This is a genomic window from Microbacterium testaceum (genome assembly GCF_020781835.1).
Classification (GTDB): domain Bacteria; phylum Actinomycetota; class Actinomycetes; order Actinomycetales; family Microbacteriaceae; genus Microbacterium; species Microbacterium testaceum_H.
In genome coordinates this window covers 461,871-478,040 of the sequence record NZ_JAJGNJ010000001.1, presented here as the reverse complement: position 1 = coordinate 478,040, position 16,170 = coordinate 461,871, and the positions used below count along the sequence as shown (strand labels likewise).

Genomic DNA, 16,170 nt, shown 5'->3' with positions numbered 1-16,170 from the left:
GGGCGGACGCGAGAGCGCCGCGGGTCAGGTGGCGCTGCCGTCCGACGCAGGCGGAGGCCGGAGCAGTCCGATGAAGTCGGCGAAGGCTCCGTGGACGTCCACCGACTCGTCGAGGAGCCACTGGAGCTGGAGGCCATCCATGACGGCGGCCAGCAGGATCGCGGCGTTCTCCGGAGCGATGGTGACGACCGCCGGCTCTCCGACGCCCGGGTCCAATTCGGTGGAGAACTCGCGTCGGACGCGTTCGTATCGACGGGTGAAGAACTCGTGGGCGGGATGGTCTGGTGACACGGCTTCGCCCGACACCGTGGTGAAGATCTCGGTGATCGCCGGCTCGTCGAGCGTCTGGTGGAGGAGCGCTCCGAGCGCGTTGAGGAAGTCGGTGCCGTGGATGTCGGCCTGCTGGGCCTGATGCTCCTCGTCGCGCTGCGTCAGGACCGCCACGAGGAGTTCGTCCTTGGTGGCGAAATGGTGGCGCAGTCCGGTGAACGTGATGCCTGCCTCCTCGGCGATACCGCGCATCGACGCACCGCTGTAGCCCAGCTGCGCGAACGTCCGGCGAGCTGCCGCGAGGATGTTCTGCCGCTGCGCGGCGGACTTGGCATACGGCCCTCGGGTCCTCTTCTGCTCCACGCGCTCAGCGTAGTCGCGCCAAAATATTGCACATGAGCTGTTTTCGAGTTACTGTCATCTCGTTCGACGAAGACGTGAATGAGATGGGGCGCCGTGGCCACGACGATTTTCGACCGACCCATGCGGGCGATGGATGACACCTGGATCGGTGTCAACTTCTGGTCGCGCGCAGGCGGACCGCACATGTGGCGTCGTTTCGACGAGGCGGTCGTCGCGCAGGAGCTCGCGCTGCTGGCGGAGCACTCGCTCACGGTGACCCGATCGTTCTTCTTCTGGCCCGACTTCCATCCCGAGCCCTACCGGATCGACGAAGAGAAGTGCGCGCTGTTCGGGCGCTTCCTCGACCTCCACATCGAGGCGGGCCTGCGCACGATCCCCACCTTCATCGTCGGCCACATGTCGGGACAGAACTGGGACCCGGCGTGGCGCGGGGGCCGCGATCTCTACAGCGACGTCTGGATGGTCGGTCGGCAGGCGTGGTTCATCGGCGAGATGGTGAGGCGCTTCGCCGACCACCCCGCCGTGTCGGCGTGGCTCGTCTCGAACGAGATGCCGCTGTACGGCGGCGGCGGAGGGCTCATGGCCCCCGCGGAGCAGACGGACAAGGAGGCCGTCCGCGCGTGGGGCGAGCTCATGGTCGCGGCCGTGCGCGCCGCCGGCGGGACACAGCCGGTATCGCTTGGGGACGGGGCGTGGGGCAGCGAGGTCATGGGCCAGGACAACGGCTTCCGGTTGAGCTGGACGGCACCGCTCACCGACTGGATCGGGCCGCATTCGTACCACATGAGCGACGACCCGGTCCGGCAGCACCTGATCCCCGCGTTCAACGCGGAGCTCTGTGCTCCCTTCGGCCGCCCCGTCGTGCTCGAGGAGTTCGGCGTCACGAGCGAGTTCGCCTCGCACGAGAACGCCGCCGACTACTACCGCCAGGTCCTGCACTCCACACTGGCCGCCGGCGTGACGGGCTGGCTCGGGTGGAACAACACCGACTTCGCGATCCCGGATGCCGAGCCCTACTCGCACCACCCGTACGAGATGAACTTCGGGCTCACGACCGCCGACGGGACGCCCAAGCCGGCGCTCGGCGAACTCGCGTCCTTCGCCGCGACCGTCCGGGAGCACGACCTCGTCGCCGCGCGCCGCGTCGCCTCCCGGTCCGGCCTCTTCGTCAGTGCGTTCCTCGACGGGGAGTACCCGTTCTGGAATCCGCAGGAGGCACCCGGCATCCGCGACTCCCTCCTCGAGGGCTACATCGCCGGCCGGTTGGCGGACCTGCAGCCGGGGATCGTGCGCGAGACGCTCGGGGTGCCCGCCCTTCCGCTGCTGCTGGTGCCCGCCACCAAGGCGATCACAGCGCCGGGTGCGCGCGCGCTCCAGGAGGCAGCGCACCGGGGATCGACCGTGTGGGTCAGCTTCTGCTCCGGCGAATCCCTCAACCAGCGCGGATGGTGGTGGCCCGACGTGAACTCCAGCTTCGGCATCCGTCATCAGGCCCGGTACGGGCTGACGCAGCCGGTGGACGGGGACACCGTCACGCTTCACTTCGAGCGGGATTTCGGCGACCTCGCCGCCGGCGAGGAGATCGTCCTCCCCGTGGGTGGGTCCGACGTCGCGCGCGTCATGCTGCCCGTCGACGCGGACGAGCACAGCGTCGTCGCCCGCGATGGCCGCGGCCGACCCGCCATCGTGGAGCGGGTGACGGGCGAGGGGCGCATGCTCCTGTGCACCTACCCGGTGGAGCTCTACGCAGCGCGCGTGCCCTTCGTCGACCGGAGCGGGCTCGTCCGTCTCTACCGCGCCCTCGGCGAGCTGTCGGGCGCCCGGGAGGTCGTGACGACCTCGTCGGACGACGTCTTCGCCGACCTCCTGCGCCACCCCGACGGCGCCGAGTTCGCCGTGGTCGTGAGCCAGTCCGACCAGCGGCGCGACTTCCAGCTCACCACCCCGCGGGGAACCCGGGATCTGTCTCTGCCGCCCCTCGGAGCCACTGTCGTCCCCCTTTCCACCCCCTCTCAACGCTGAGAAAGGTTCCTGCAATGACGCACCACACCCCCGGCCACGGTCGGCGCCTCCGCGCCGTCGTCGGCCTCGCCACGGCCGCGGCCCTGGCCTTCTCCCTGTCCGCGTGCTCGACCGATCAGAACTCCACCGACTCCGGCGGCGACGCTGACGAGATCACGACCCTGAGTCTGTACTCCGCCGACAGTCCGGCGGGGACATGGCTGAACACGATGGCCGAGGAGTTCGAGAAGGCGAACCCCGGCGTGACCGTGACCAACCAGTTCGTCGTCCAGACCGACCTGCCCACGACCTACGGCAAGTCGGTCGTGTCGGGCACCGAGCAGGACATCGTCATGACCAACCTCGTGGGCGACCCCACGACATGGCTGAAGAACGGGGCGACCGTCGACGTGTCCGGCTACCTCGACCAGTGGGGCCTGGACGACGTGTTCTCGGACACGGCGCTGAAGGCGTGGACGAACGCCGACGGGCAGCTGCAGGCGTTCCCGCTCGAGGGCTACAACTGGCCGATGTGGTTCAACATGGACCTCCTCCGGCAGGCCGGCTTCGACTCCCCGCCGAAGACCTGGGACGAGCTGATCTCGCTGTCCGCCGCGCTGCGGGCGAACGGCGTGCAGCCCTTCGTCGTGGGCGGCGCCGACTACCCGGCACCCGGTGTGCTGACGCTCGTCGCGCTCACCCTCCTCACCGAGGACGAGGTCACGGAGTTGTTCGAGAGCGGCGACTGGGCCGGAGCGAACGGCCAGAAGGTCATCGCCGGGATGCTGCAGCTGCGCGACGCGGGCGTCTTCAGCGACGACTCGGCGGGCCTGAAGTACCCCGACCAGGTGGCGGCCTTCGGGGCCGGCAAGGCGGCGATGCTCTTCGACGGTTCGTGGGGCTACGGCAACGCGCAGGCGACCTTCCCGCAGATCGACGTGCAGCTCGGCGGCTTCCCCCTGCCGCAGGGGAGCCCGGTGTCCAAGCCGGTCAGCTTCGCCGGACAGTCCACCGGCATCTGGGTCAGCCCGAACGGTCAGAAGAAGATCGACGAGGTGGGTGCGTTCATCTCGTTCCTGTACCAGCCGGAGAACCTCGCGAAGTTCGTCGACATCGGCTACATCTCCCCGGCGCGCGAGGGCTACCTCACGCTCGACGAGTCGGTGCTGCCGCCGCTGAACATCGCCTCGCAGGCGGAGCTGCCGTCGCAGACCACCGTTTACCAGCCGACCTACAACATCCTGTCCCCGACGGTGACCTCGGCGTTCTTCCGCGCGGCCACCCAGGCCTTCGTGGCCGGCTCGACGGCCGAGCAGATCACGACGAGCCTGGAGCAGGCGTGGCAAGCGCAGTGATCGCTTCCGCATCGCGACGGCGCGCGTCAGCGCGCCGCCGCGGTGCGGGTCAGGTGCTCGAGGTCTCGCCCGCGCTCCTCTGGTACGGGCTGTTCATGGTCGTGCCGCTGCTGGCGATGATCGTGCTGAGCTTCTTCACCTGGAACAGCCTCGTCGCGATCCCCACACCGAGTGGGCTGGCGAACTACGCCTACCTGTTCCAAGACCAGATCCTCCGCGTCGCGATCGTCAACACGGTCCTGTACGTCGGGGTCGGGTTGCTGCTGATCATCCCGCTCGGGTTCCTGCTGGGGTTCTTCCTCAGCCGTCGCCCGCCCGGTCACGCGGTGCTGTCGATCATCTTCTTCACCCCGTGGATCGTGTCCGCTTCGGCCCGCGCGATGATGTTCACCGGCCTCTACCAACCGCGGGGAGCGATCAACAGCATCCTCACGGCGGTCGGTCTGGGCGACCTGCAGCGGCTCTGGCTGGCCGACCCCTCGACCGCGCTGTGGGCGATCATCGCGACCGAGGCGTGGGCCGGCATCGGGGCCACGGCCGTCATCTTCTCGGCGGCTCTGGGGCGGGTGCCCGACGAGGTCTACGAGGCCGCTCGTCTGGACGGCGCCGGGATCTGGCGGGAGATCGTCTCGATCGCTCTGCCGATGTCGAAGGACTTCATCGGCCTCATGACGATGCTGCAGTTCCTGTGGCTGCTGCTGGGGTCGGCCGGGACCGTGCTGCTCCTGACCAACGGCGGCCCCGGCTCGAACACCATGACGCTCGCGTTCTACCTCTACGACCAGGCGTTCGTCTCGGGCCGCATCGGCTACAGCCAGGCGATCGGGGTCGTGGGGCTCCTCGTCGGGCTGGTCGGCATGGGCATCATCCGCTTCGCCTTCCGGACCAAGGAGTGACCATGGCCGCGTCCACACCCCGTCGCGTGATCGGTTGGACGGCGGCATACGTGCCGGTCGTCGTCTATGCCGCGCTGATCGTGCTGCCGCTGTACTACCTGGTCGTCAGCGCGTTCAAGGACAACACCCGGATCGCCCTCGACCCGCTCGGCCTTCCGGGATCGTTCTCGTTCGCCAAGTTCGCGGATGCCAATAACGCCGTCGGCTTGATCGCGGCATCCGCGAACTCCCTCGCCGTCGCCGTCGGATCGGTCGTGCTCACGATCCTCCTGGCCGCGCCCGCCGCGCACGGCATCGCCCGGCGCAGCTCTCGATTCGCCACCGGCGCGCAGATCGCCTTCGGCCTGGCGTTCCTGATCCCGCAGTTCGCCGTCCTCGTGCCCACGTACCTGATGGCGGTGCGGTCCGGGTTGATCCAGGTGCCCCTGTTCTTCCTGGTGCTGTTCTACGCCGCGATGAACGTGCCGCTCGCGGTTCTCCTGCTGATCCCGTTCTTCCGGGCGATCCCGAAGGAGATCGAGGAGTCGGCAGAACTCGACGGAGCGAATATCGTCAGTCGGATGCGGCACGTTCTCCTGCCCATCGTGCTCCCCGGGCTCACGACGGTGGCGATCCTGTGTTTCCTCGCGGCGTGGAACGAGTACATCTTCGCCCAGGTCATCACGACGAACGCGTCGTACACCGTCCAGGTGGCGCTGCCGCTGTTGCGGAGCGAGGGCGCGTTCCAGGGAGCGGACGTCGACCTCGGCCGACTGGCAGCCGGTGTGGTGATCAGCGTCATCCCGGTGTTCGTGATGTACGCGATCCTCCGGCGCCGTCTCATCGACGCCTTCGCCGCGGGGGCCGTGAAGGGATGAGCGGCACGACACCGATCACCGGAAGGGGAGGACGAGGATGACTCTTCGCAGCCGGATCGTCGGGATGCTCGGACGCCTGCCGAGACGCACCGCGGCACCGGAGGTCCAGCGATCGGTTCCGACGCGCACGCGCGACGATGTCGTGCTGCTCTCCGACGTGTGGCTCCCGCGACCGCTCGATTCCTCGTCGGCGCTCGTCCTCATCCGCACCCCGTACGGGCGCGACGGAATGGACCTCCTCGCCCGCCTGCTCGCCGAGCGCGGGCACCCGGTCGTCGTCCAGAGCTGCCGCGGAACCTTCGGCTCGGGCGGGCAGTTCGAGCCGTTCGGCCACGAGCTCGAGGACGGTGCCGACACGCTCGCCTGGTTGGCTGACCAGCCGTGGGCGGACCGTCCGATCTCGGTGCTCGGTGCGAGCTACTTCGGGCACACCGCCTACTCGGTGATCGCGGCCGACCCCGGCCGCGTGTCATCGGCGGCCGCCGCGGTCACCGCCACCGACATGCACGCCGCCGCCGTGTATCCGGACGGGGTGTTCGCGCCCGAGACCGCCCTCATGTGGATCGCCGGGTTGATCACCCAGGAACTGCCCCCGTTCCAACGGTGGCGCACGATACGGAGGATCCGGCGGAGGATGCCGGCGGCGCTGGATGCCGCTCCCGCCGAGGCGGACGGTGTGCTGCTGGACGGGAAGACGTATGCGCCCTATCGGGACTGGGTGCGCTACGACGATCCGCGGGACCCGTGGTGGGACCCGCTCCGACGGGGGGAGATCCGCGCGGCCATGCCCCCGTCGACGCTCGTCGCCGGGTGGTACGACCCGTTCGTCGTCGGCCAGCTCGCCGACGTCGAGGCGATCGCGTCCGCGGGGCGGGATGTGCGCCTGGTGGTGGGGCCCTGGACCCACGGCTCGCCGGCGATCGCGACCACGGTGATCCGTGAAGGCCTTCACCTCCTCGCGGGCGCGGGGCGCGGAGGTGCGACGGTCTGGGACGAAGGGCTCTCCCGCTGGGTGGAGCTCGACGCGTGGCCGCCCCCCGCCACCGTCCGATCTCTCGCTCTCGACGTCGACGCCGCGCTCCGCCTCGAGCCGCGTGGCGAGGTGGATCTCGTCTGGCAGGTCGACCCGGCGGACTCGCCGCCGGCGGCCGGCGGCCGGGGCCTGAACCCCGACTTCGCGGGCCGGCGTCGCCAGCACGCCCGGGAGCGCCGTGACGACGTCAAGGTCTTCACGACGCACGTCCTTCGGCACCCGCTCACCATCGCCGGTCGCCCCTCGCTGCGGATCGTCACCGACGACGTCGAGGCCCACGCCCAGGACTGGTTCGTACGGCTCTGCGACGTCAGCCCGCGGGGTGTCTCGCGGAACGTCTCCGACGGATTCGTCCGTGCCGCGGCGGGGGAGACGGCTGTGACGGTCTCACTGGCGCCGGCGGCTTTCACGTTCCGTCCCGGCCACCGCGTCCGCGTGCAGATCGCGGGCACGGGTCACCCCTTCCATCCCCGACCGGTCCGGCCGGAGCACCGGCGACTGCTGTCCACCGTCGCCGCGCGGAGCGTGCTCGACCTGCCCGTCGTGGTCGACGGCTGGGGCGCCGCCGGAGCAACCGTGACGAGGAGGATTCCGTGACGAGCGTGCACGGACAGGTACGCGCCGGATTCGAGCCCGTCCGGGAACGCGTCGCGGAGTGGTCGGCGGCCGATCCGGACTACGGTGCGCAGCTGTGCGTGTACGTCGGCGGCGAGGCCGCCGTCGACGTGGTGTGCGGACCGGGGGCTCACGCGATCACCGGGGTGTACTCGGTGACCAAGGGGGTCGCAGCGACCGTGGTCGCCCTGCTCCTCGGCGAGGGCGACCTCGAGCTGGACCGTGCGGTCGCCCACTACTGGCCGGAGTTCGCGGCGGCGGGGAAGAGCGACATCACGGTCCGCCAACTCCTGTCTCACCAGGCCGGGCTTCCTGCGACGGACGACGGCATCCGCCCCGAGGACGCGATCGACTCGCGGGCGGGCGCGGAGAGGCTTGCTCGACAGCGCCCCCTGTGGAGACCGGGGAGCGCGTTCGGCTATCACGGGATCACGATCGGCATCCTCATGGAGGAACTGGTGCGCCGGGTGTGCGGTGCGGAACTCCAGGACCTCTACGAGTCCCGCATCCGTGCCCCCCGCGACGTCGACTTCTTCCTCGGACTCCCCGACGATCAGTCCGCTCGATACGTCGACCCGCGTCCGGCCCCGCTGGACAAGGCCGCCGCCCCCGGTCCCCACGACGACCTCGCCGCCGCTGCCTTCGGACGTCTCGGTCGCGAGGGCGACGCGATCCTGGCCGGGTTCGGTCCGCACTCCGCGCAGGTGCGGCGCCGCGGGACGTCCGCGGCCGGTGGGGTCGGGTCCGCCCGCGGCCTCGCGCGGCTGTACGCGGCGACGCTCGGACACATCGGCGATGCGATCGCCCCGCGGGACACGTTCGCGGAGATGTCCCAGGTCCACGTACGCGGGCGCGACATCGTCCTGGATGCCTCCCTCGCCTTCGGCGTCGTCTTCATGAAACCGCACCTCGACATGCCCTTCGCGAGCTTCCGCGCCTACGGCCATGACGGTGCGGGCGGAGCCCTCGCCTTCGCCGACCCGCTGCACGATCTGGCCTTCGGGTACATCCCCACGCGGATGACCACGCCGGGCGGAGTGGATGCGCGCGCGATCGTCCTCTCCCGCATCGCGCGCGAGTGCGCCGCGCGCTCCGGTGTCTGAGGTCGACGGCGCGCTCCGCTTGCGTTCGCGACCCGGGTGTGACTTCATGTCGACATGACGTCACACGGCGAGACGATCGGCGACGCCGCCGCCCGGTTCGGACTCGAGACGCACGTCCTCCGGTACTGGGAGGATGAGGGGCTCCTCCGTCCGGCGCGCACGTCGGCGGGCCGGCGGCGCTTCGGGGACGCGGACCTCGTGCGGATCGCGGTGATCCTCCGCAACAAGGCGGCCGGGATGACACTCGATCAGATCAGGGTGCTGCTCGACGAGGGCGCTCCCGACCGTCACCGCGTGCTCGAGGAGCACATCGCCGAGCTCGACCGCCGCGCGGCGGACATCGCGCAGGCCCGAGCGATGACCGAGCACGCGCTGCAGTGCCGCGCGCACGACATCACCGAGTGCCCGCGGTTCCGCAGCCACGTCGACGACGTGCTGGCGGGCCAGGCGCGGTGGCTCGTCGTCCACACCGAAGCGCCCGTGTGACGCCCGGTTCGGGGCGTGAAATCCCGCTCCCCCAACGCCGAAATGCGCTCCCATCCCCGAACGCCCTCCACACCGCGGCCCCCGGCATCCCCCGCGAACTAGCATGAACCGGTGACCACGCCACCCCTCTCGGCCGAGCAGCAGGCGCTGTTCCGACTGATCGAGGACACGCGCGAGCACGTGTTCGTCACCGGCCGGGCGGGCACCGGCAAGTCGACGCTCCTGCAGCACCTGGCCTGCAACACGCAGAAGCAGATCGCCGTGTGCGCCCCCACGGGAGTGGCCGCGCTCAACGTCGAGGGGCAGACGATCCACTCGCTGTTCCGCCTGCCGATCGGGCTCATCGCGAACGGCGACATCGAGCAGAACGACGCCACCCGCAAGATCCTCAACGCGATCGACACCCTCGTCATCGACGAGATCTCGATGGTCAACGCCGACCTGATGGATGCCATCGACCGTTCGCTCCGACAGGCGCGCGGCCGTCGCGCCGAGCCGTTCGGCGGCACCCAGATCGTCATGTTCGGCGACCCGTACCAGCTCGCCCCGGTGCCGCCGCGCGGCGATGAGGCGCGGTACATCCGCGACCACTACCGCTCGTTCTGGTTCTTCGACGCGAAGGTGTGGTCCGGCGAGTCCGCCGGAGACGGGCTCATCGACATCGGCCGACACGGCGCCGACCTCCACGTCAACGAGCTCGTCGAGATCCACCGGCAGTCCGATCCGGGGTTCAAGACCCTGCTGAACGCCGTGCGCTACGGTCGCGTCACCGCGGAGATGGCCGGCATCCTCAACGGTGCGGGCGCGCGCACGCCCCCGCACCCGGCGGACGGCGAGCACCCGATCATCACGCTCGCCACCCGCAACGACCGCGTCAACGAGATCAACCGCCGGCATCTCGACGAACTGGTCGGCCGCACGCAGACGGCGAATGCCGAGATCTCCGGCGACTTCGGCCGCGGGGAGGCCAACTATCCGGCGGAGCTCGCGCTGACGCTCAAGATCGGCGCGCAGGTCATGTTCCTCCGCAACGATTCCGCGCAGTTCGGCGAGGGGCCGCGGTGGGTCAACGGCACGATCGGCACCGTCACGCGGATCGCCGGCGACAGTGTGCGCGTCGAGGTGGACGGCGTCGAGCACGACGTCGAGCCGGCCGTCTGGGAGCGCTATCGGTACGCCTACGACCCCGGGACGAAGAATCTCTCGCGCGAGATCGTGGCCGAGTTCACCCAGTTCCCGCTGCGCCTGGCGTGGGCGGTGACGATCCACAAGTCGCAGGGGAAGACCTACGATCGCGCGGTCGTCGATCTGGGAGCGGGGGCGTTCGCGCCCGGGCAGACGTACGTCGCACTGAGCCGACTGACCTCGCTGGACGGGCTCTACCTGTCGCGTCCGCTGCGTCCGAGCGACATCCGCGTCGACGAGGACGTCCGGCGTTTCATGAAGCAGGCCTGGCTCGGTCGGCAGCAAGCGGCGCAGGCCACCTGAGCAGGGCTCACGCCACCTGGGTAGCCTTCGCCCGCGCCAGGTCCGCGCACAACTCGGTCGTGAAGCGGTAGGCGACGAGCACTTCGTCGATGACGCGTTCCTTCTCGTCGTCGTCCCACGGAGCGGCATCCAGCTGTTCCCGGTAGATGCGCTTGAAAGCGGTCGGATCGGCGATGTCGGCGAACAGGTACAGGCCGATGCCGTTGGTCTCGAAGCCGAACCGGCGCTGCAGCAGGCGACCGATCGACGGTCCGCCCGAGAGATCGCCGAGGTAGCGGGTGTAGTGGTGGGCCACGAAGCCACCGGGCCAGCGCGCGGCGAGGCGGCGGATGCGCGACACGTACGCCTGGGTCGTGGGGAGGGGTGCGATGCGCTCGCGCCAGTCCGGGCCGATGAGGAAGCCGAGGTCGGCTTCGATGGCGGGAAGGCGGGTGAGCTTGTCGCTCAGGAAGACCGAGACGACCGGGTCGTCGCGGAGGCGATCGGCGCCGGCCTCCAGCGCCGCATAGATGAACCACTGCTGCGCGACATGGGCGGTGTAGTCCTCGCGCGTCCCCGCCCCGGTGATGAGATCGACCATGAAGTCTGCGAGCTCGGACGGAGCGTGAGCGGCGCTCGAGCGTTCCCGCAGGGCGGCGGAGAACGAAGCGACGGCGTTCATGCGGACATCATACGCAACGAGTTAGGCAAACCTAACCCCCGATTGCCGCGGGTGGCCGCTGCCGCGTCCGCAGTTGTGATGCAGACGTGACTCCGGGGGAGCGCAAGCCGACGCTCCGATTGTTCGCCGTGTGTTTGAATTCTTGGAGCGCCGCTTCGGCGCGCGCGGATTTTCGGGGGTGGACATGCGGGGTTGGCGCCGATCGGCGGCCGTGGTGGTCGCGGGAGCCAGCATCATCGCCGTCGCCCTCTCCGGGTGCACGCCGCAGGCGTCGGCATCCGTCGACATTCCCGAGCAGGTGCAGGCGTCCCTCCCCGACGACACCGTCGCCCAGCTGCGGGATGCCGTGACCTCGGCGATGGCCATCACCGGATCCAGCGGTGCGATCGTCGGTGTCTGGGCGCCGTGGAGCGGCACATGGGTGTCGGGTCTGGGCACCCAGGGTCCCGGCGGTGCGGAGGTCACGGCCGACATGGGCTTCCGCGCGGCCGATGTGACACGAGCCATGACGTGCGACATCGTCTACGAGCTCGCCGAAAGCGGCACCTTCTCGCTCGACGACGCTGTGTCGACGTGGGTCAGTGGTCTGCCCGGCTTCGACGACATCACGCTGCGTCAGCTGTGCGACGGCACGTCGGGCCTCGGCGGGTACCAGTCGATCCTGGCCAACCAGGTGCTGAGCAAGCCGGATCGCGTGTGGGACGACCGTGAGCTCATGGCCTACGGCATCGCCAGTCCCCGCCGCAACGCGCCGGGCGCCGCGTTCGCCGGCTCCGACACGAACTACCTCCTCGCCGGTATGGCCGTGGAGCGTGCCACGGGCGAGAAGCTGTCCGACCTGATCGCCGAGCGCGTCGCCCAGCCGCTCGGTCTCGATGCGACCTCGCTGCCCGGATCGGCGGCTGCGGCGCCGTCGTCGAACGCCCTGGACGGCTACTGGTCTCTGCCCAACGCGGAGGGCGCCTGGAACTGCACCGAACCGGCCGACTTCACCGTGACCTCGGCGAGCTTCGGCGCGGGCGACTCCGGCGCGGTGACCGACATCACCGATCTCGGTCGCTACGCCCAGGCCCTGGCCACGGGCGCGTTGCTGGACGACGACAACGACCGGTTCGCCGCGCCCGTGCCCGTCAGCGCCGACGCGCCGACGTGGTTCACCGCCGCCGGCGGGGCGTACCAGGCCGGGTCGCTCATCGGGCAGTTCGGGTCGGCGCCCGGGTACATCGTCGGCGCGTTCGCCGATCCCTCGACGGGGATGTCCGTCGCCGTCGTCCTGAACAACTCCGGCGCGAACGAGATGGCGGGCGCCTGGCTGGCGTGGGAGCTCGCAGCGATCGCCTCGAAGGCGCCCGCGGCCGAGGGCCGTTCGGTGCCCGAGGCGGGACTGCCGTGGACGGCGCAGCAGATGCGCGACAACCTCGGCACGATCGCCATCTGCCCGCCCGCGCAGTGATCGCCCGCGTGGTCGCGCCATGACCGTGCGCTCCGGCCGGGGGCCGGCGGCGGCCCTCGTGCTGGCAGGGCTGACGTGCCAGGAGGTCGGGGCCTCGTTCGCGGTGATGCTCTTCCCGCAGACCGGTCCACTGGGCATCGTCATGCTGCGGCTGCTGTTCTCGGCACTGCTCCTGCTCGTGATCGCCCGGCCGCGGCTGCGCGGACACGCCGGTTCCGCGTGGCGTTCGGTCGTCTGGTTCGGCGTCGTGCTGGCATCCATGAACGGGCTGTTCTACCTCGCACTCGAGCGGCTCCCGCTCGGGGTCACGGTCACGATCGAGGTGCTGGGACCGCTCGCCCTCTCGATCATCACCGCGACGGGCATGGCGCGATGGCTGTGGGCAGGTCTCGCACTCGCGGGCGTCGTGTCGCTCGGAGCCGGCGGATGGGACAGGCTCGACTCGCTCGGCGTCGCCTTCGCCCTCGCCGCCGCCGTGAGCTGGGCGCTGTACATCCTGGCCTCCGCGCGGGTGGGACGGGAGTTCCCGCGCCTGGACGGCCTCGCCCTGGCGATGACGGTGGGCGCCGTGATCGCTCTGCCCTTCGGCATCGCGCAGGCCGGCGGTGTCCTGCTGCGAGGCGAGATCCTCGCCCTCGGCGCCGCCGTCGCACTGCTGTCGTCGACGATCCCGTACGCGCTCGAGCTCATCGCCCTGCGGCGTCTGCCGGCGTCGGCGTTCGCGATCATGATGAGCCTCGGGCCGGCCACGGCGTCCGTCGCCGGCTTCCTGCTGCTCGGTCAGCACCTGTCGTGGCTCGAGATCGCCGGCATCGCCCTCGTGATCGTGGCGAGCATCGGCGCGGTCACGGGCGCCTCTCGGCGTGCCGAGCCCGAGCCGGTCGGCTGATCGAACGGATGCCACGTCACGGCGCGGGGCGCAAGGGGACGTCCGGGCGCCTCGCGGAGCACGAGGATGGCGGGATGAGCGACGACGACGAGCAGACCCGCGCGGACTTCGACGACGCGGTCAACATGACCGCGAGCGAGCTGAAGAAGTGGCTCGACACCGACGACTCCAAGGCCGTCGGGCAGAAGGACGGCGGGGGCGAGTCGACCGGGCATCGCAGCGGTCGGCGCATCGTGGAGATCCTCGGCACGAAGAAGGCCGACCTCACCGACGCGGACCTCGCGCACATGCGGAAGGTCGTCGGTTACGTGAAGCGCCACAGCGCGCAGCGGCCGAAGGGCGACGTGAGCGACACCGATTGGCGGTATTCGTTGATGAACTGGGGCCACGATCCGAACAAGGATTGATCGCCGCCGCCCTCACTTATCCGCCCGGGGAGACAACGGACACATGCCCATCATCGACAGTGCGGTGTACGTCGACGGTCGCCGCATCGAGAACCCCTCGAGCCTCGACCAGACCTTCGAGTACATGGAGGCGCACGGCGGGATGGCGTGGATCGGGCTCTTGCGCCCGTCCCCGGAGGAGCTCGAGCGGGTGGCCGCGGAGTTCTCGCTCCATCCCCTCGCGGTCGAGGACGCGCTCGCGGGCCATCAGCGCTCCAAGCTCGAGCGGTACGGTGACAACCTGTTCGCGGTCCTGCGTCCGGCGCGCTACATCGACGAGACCGAGACCGTCGAGTTCGGCGAGCTCCACGTGTTCATCGGGCCCGAGTACGTCGTGACGGTGCGGCACGCCGAAGTCCCCGATCTCTCCCGGGTGCGCCGCCGGATGGAACAGAATCCCGAACTCCTCGCGCGCGGACCCGAGGCGGTGCTCTACGCGATCCTCGACGAGGTGGTGGATCAGTACGATCCCGTCGCCCGTGGGCTGCAGAACGACGTCGACGAGATCGAGGACCAGCTCTTCGCCGGCGGAGACGCCGAGCTCACGCAGCGCATCTACGAGCTCGCGCGGGAAGTGATCCACTTCCAACGAGCGACCGATCCGCTGCGCGACATGCTGCAGGCGCTCCTCCGCGGCGCCGACAAGTACGGCGTCGACATCGAGCTGCAGCGATCGTTGCGCGACGTGCTCGACCACGTGCTGCGGCAGAGCGACAAGGTGGCGGCGCTGCGGGCGATCCTCGACAACGCCCTCACCGTAAACGCGACGCTCGTCGCGCAGCGGCAGACCGAGACCTCCCTCGAGCAGAACGAGCAGGTCAAGAAGATCTCGGGTTGGGCGGCGATCCTGTTCGGGCCGTCGCTGGTCGGGGCCATCTACGGCATGAACTTCACGAACATGCCCGAGCTCGACTGGGTGTTCGGCTACCCGATGGCGTTGGCTCTGATGGCGGCGACGTCCCTGGGGCTCTGGGTGACCTTCAAGCGCAAGCGCTGGCTGTGATCCGGGCTACGCTCCGAGCGGCCACCCGGTGTACGCCTCGGCCAGATAGGCCTGGCCGTGGGCCGATTCCACGACCGAGCGCAACTCGCCGAGCTGGCGGCGGCGGTCGAAGTCCGTGGCATCCGGGGCGACGTGCAGAAGGCTCGTCATCCACCACGAGAAGTGCTGCGCCTTCCAGATGCGCCGCAGGGCCCGCTCGGGGTACGTCTCGAGCGGGCGCGCGTCGTCCTCGAGGAGGAGGGCGCGCAGTGCGTCGGCGAGCAGTCGCACGTCGGCGACCGCGAGATTCATGCCTTTGGCGCCGGTGGGCGGCACGGTGTGCGCCGCGTCTCCGACCAGCGCGACACGGCCTCGGAGCAGCTCGTGCGCGACGAAGCTCCGGAATCGCAGCACGTCGCGCTGGAAGATCGGCCCCTCCTTCAGCGTCGTTCCGGGCACGCGCTTCTGCAGCTCGTCCCACAGCTGCGCCTCGGAGTACGCGGCGGTGTCGGTCTCAGGGTCGCACTGGAAGTACATCCGCTGCACGGTCGCCGAGCGCTGGCTGATGAGCGCGAAGCCGTCGGGAGAGTTGCTGTAGATGAGCTCCTCCGCGCTGGGCGGCGCCTCGCACAGGATGCCGAACCATGCGAACGGGTACTCGCGGAAGTAGCCGCCCGTGCTCGAGCCGGTCACCGCGGCGCGGGCGACGCTGCGCGATCCGTCCGAGCCGACGACGAACTCCGCCTCGATCTCGAGGGGCTGTCCGTCCGCATCACGGGCCATGACGCGCGGCCGGTCGGTCTCGGCATCCTGGACGCTCTCGGCCGTCACGCCGAAACGCAGGTCCTGGCCGGCCGCGAGCCGCGCGGCGACGAGGTCTTTCAGCACCTCGTGCTGCGGGTAGAGCCAGACGGAGCGGCCGACGAGGGCGGGGAAGTCGATGCGGTGGCCCTCGCCGGCGAACCGCAGCTCGATGCCGTCGTGACGGTGGCCCACGGTGCGGACGCGCGACGCGTCGCCGAGGGTGTCGAGCAGCTCGACCGTGCCCTGCTCGAGGATCCCGGCGCGGATCGTGCTCTCGATCTCGTCGCGCGAGCGCTGATCGATGACGATCGACGGGATGCCGGCGGCATCGAGCAGGTGCGACAGAAGCAGCCCCGCGGGGCCGGCGCCCACGATCGCGACGCGGGTGCGGAGGGTGGTGGTCATGGCGTCTCCTTCGACGGGTACCCCGCCGATGCTGGCGTGGATGCCGCGCCGCCGCCGCCCCAT

The 16,170-nt window shown here is 70.1% G+C and carries 15 protein-coding genes; 12 read left to right on the top strand and 3 right to left on the bottom strand.

Annotated elements, in window-relative coordinates; all coding sequences use genetic code 11:
- Positions 1-24: 24 nt before the first annotated feature.
- Entirely contained in the window at positions 25-633 is a 609-nt protein-coding gene (locus LL239_RS02285; protein ID WP_228161817.1) for a TetR/AcrR family transcriptional regulator, read from the bottom strand.
- A gap of 93 nt (positions 634-726) precedes the next feature.
- Between LL239_RS02285 and LL239_RS02280 the strand changes: the two genes are divergently transcribed.
- The 8 genes from LL239_RS02280 to LL239_RS02245 all read left to right on the top strand — a co-directional run bounded on the left by LL239_RS02280 (position 727) and on the right by LL239_RS02245 (position 10,467).
- Positions 727-2,655 (top strand): glycoside hydrolase 5 family protein, encoded by a 1,929-nt coding sequence (locus LL239_RS02280; protein WP_228161816.1) that lies wholly within the window; start codon positions 727-729, stop codon positions 2,653-2,655.
- A 14-nt stretch (positions 2,656-2,669) separates the two neighbouring features.
- Positions 2,670-3,989 carry an ABC transporter substrate-binding protein gene (locus LL239_RS02275; RefSeq protein ID WP_228161815.1) on the top strand — a complete coding sequence of 440 codons (1,320 nt, stop codon included), beginning with the start codon at positions 2,670-2,672 and terminating at the stop codon, positions 3,987-3,989.
- The gene (locus LL239_RS02270; RefSeq protein WP_228161814.1) at positions 3,974-4,885 is read left to right on the top strand and encodes a carbohydrate ABC transporter permease; all 912 of its coding nucleotides are present in this window, start codon (positions 3,974-3,976) and stop codon (positions 4,883-4,885) included. Before LL239_RS02275 ends, LL239_RS02270 begins: the two co-directional genes overlap by 16 nt.
- Before the next feature lie 2 nt (positions 4,886-4,887).
- Positions 4,888-5,742 (top strand): carbohydrate ABC transporter permease, encoded by an 855-nt coding sequence (locus LL239_RS02265; protein ID WP_228161813.1) that lies wholly within the window; start codon positions 4,888-4,890, stop codon positions 5,740-5,742.
- Between the two features lie 37 nt (positions 5,743-5,779).
- Complete coding sequence (locus tag LL239_RS02260) at positions 5,780-7,372, top strand: CocE/NonD family hydrolase (protein WP_228161812.1); 1,593 nt, start codon at positions 5,780-5,782, stop codon at positions 7,370-7,372.
- On the top strand, positions 7,369-8,493 hold the full coding sequence (locus LL239_RS02255) for a serine hydrolase domain-containing protein (RefSeq protein WP_228161811.1): 1,125 nt from the start codon (positions 7,369-7,371) through the stop codon (positions 8,491-8,493). Before LL239_RS02260 ends, LL239_RS02255 begins: the two co-directional genes overlap by 4 nt.
- Before the next feature lie 54 nt (positions 8,494-8,547).
- Complete coding sequence (locus LL239_RS02250) at positions 8,548-8,979, top strand: MerR family transcriptional regulator (protein ID WP_228161810.1); 432 nt, start codon at positions 8,548-8,550, stop codon at positions 8,977-8,979.
- 111 nt (positions 8,980-9,090) lie between these two features.
- A complete protein-coding gene (locus tag LL239_RS02245) occupies positions 9,091-10,467 on the top strand; it encodes an ATP-dependent DNA helicase (protein WP_228161809.1) in 1,377 nt (458 codons plus the stop codon).
- A 7-nt stretch (positions 10,468-10,474) separates the two neighbouring features.
- Here LL239_RS02245 and LL239_RS02240 read toward each other — a convergent pair whose 3' ends face one another.
- Complete coding sequence (locus LL239_RS02240) at positions 10,475-11,128, bottom strand: biliverdin-producing heme oxygenase (RefSeq protein WP_228161808.1); 654 nt, start codon at positions 11,126-11,128, stop codon at positions 10,475-10,477.
- A 184-nt stretch (positions 11,129-11,312) separates the two neighbouring features.
- On the opposite strand from LL239_RS02240, the gene LL239_RS02235 reads away from it, so the two are divergent.
- The 4 genes from LL239_RS02235 to corA all read left to right on the top strand — a co-directional run bounded on the left by LL239_RS02235 (position 11,313) and on the right by corA (position 14,919).
- Positions 11,313-12,581, top strand: a complete 1,269-nt coding sequence (locus tag LL239_RS02235) for a serine hydrolase domain-containing protein (RefSeq protein WP_228161807.1) — start codon at positions 11,313-11,315, stop codon at positions 12,579-12,581.
- 19 nt (positions 12,582-12,600) lie between these two features.
- Positions 12,601-13,470, top strand: coding sequence for an EamA family transporter (locus tag LL239_RS02230; protein ID WP_228161806.1), 870 nt, complete (start codon positions 12,601-12,603; stop codon positions 13,468-13,470).
- Positions 13,471-13,544: 74 nt separating this feature from the next.
- Positions 13,545-13,877, top strand: coding sequence for a DUF3140 domain-containing protein (locus tag LL239_RS02225; RefSeq protein ID WP_228161805.1), 333 nt, complete (start codon positions 13,545-13,547; stop codon positions 13,875-13,877).
- Between the two features lie 43 nt (positions 13,878-13,920).
- On the top strand, positions 13,921-14,919 hold the full coding sequence (gene corA / locus LL239_RS02220; RefSeq protein WP_228161804.1) for a magnesium/cobalt transporter CorA: 999 nt from the start codon (positions 13,921-13,923) through the stop codon (positions 14,917-14,919).
- A 6-nt stretch (positions 14,920-14,925) separates the two neighbouring features.
- Here the strand turns inward: corA and LL239_RS02215 are convergent, their stop codons facing one another.
- Entirely contained in the window at positions 14,926-16,107 is a 1,182-nt protein-coding gene (locus LL239_RS02215; protein WP_228161803.1) for a 4-hydroxybenzoate 3-monooxygenase, read from the bottom strand.
- Between the last annotated feature and the right edge of the window lie 63 nt (positions 16,108-16,170).

Excerpts from the sequence above, each read along its gene's own strand:
- LL239_RS02275 (WP_228161815.1), top strand. The coding sequence starts at position 2,670 with ATGACGCACCACACCCCCGGCCACGGTCGGCGCCTCCGCGCCGTCGTC.
- LL239_RS02265 (WP_228161813.1), top strand. The coding sequence starts at position 4,888 with ATGGCCGCGTCCACACCCCGTCGCGTGATCGGTTGGACGGCGGCATAC.
- LL239_RS02260 (WP_228161812.1), top strand. The coding sequence starts at position 5,780 with ATGACTCTTCGCAGCCGGATCGTCGGGATGCTCGGACGCCTGCCGAGA.
- LL239_RS02250 (WP_228161810.1), top strand. The coding sequence starts at position 8,548 with ATGACGTCACACGGCGAGACGATCGGCGACGCCGCCGCCCGGTTCGGA.
- LL239_RS02240 (WP_228161808.1), bottom strand. The coding sequence starts at position 11,128 with ATGAACGCCGTCGCTTCGTTCTCCGCCGCCCTGCGGGAACGCTCGAGC.
- LL239_RS02235 (WP_228161807.1), top strand. The coding sequence starts at position 11,313 with ATGCGGGGTTGGCGCCGATCGGCGGCCGTGGTGGTCGCGGGAGCCAGC.
- LL239_RS02230 (WP_228161806.1), top strand. The coding sequence starts at position 12,601 with ATGACCGTGCGCTCCGGCCGGGGGCCGGCGGCGGCCCTCGTGCTGGCA.
- LL239_RS02225 (WP_228161805.1), top strand. The coding sequence starts at position 13,545 with ATGAGCGACGACGACGAGCAGACCCGCGCGGACTTCGACGACGCGGTC.
- corA (WP_228161804.1), top strand. The coding sequence starts at position 13,921 with ATGCCCATCATCGACAGTGCGGTGTACGTCGACGGTCGCCGCATCGAG.
- LL239_RS02215 (WP_228161803.1), bottom strand. The coding sequence starts at position 16,107 with ATGACCACCACCCTCCGCACCCGCGTCGCGATCGTGGGCGCCGGCCCC.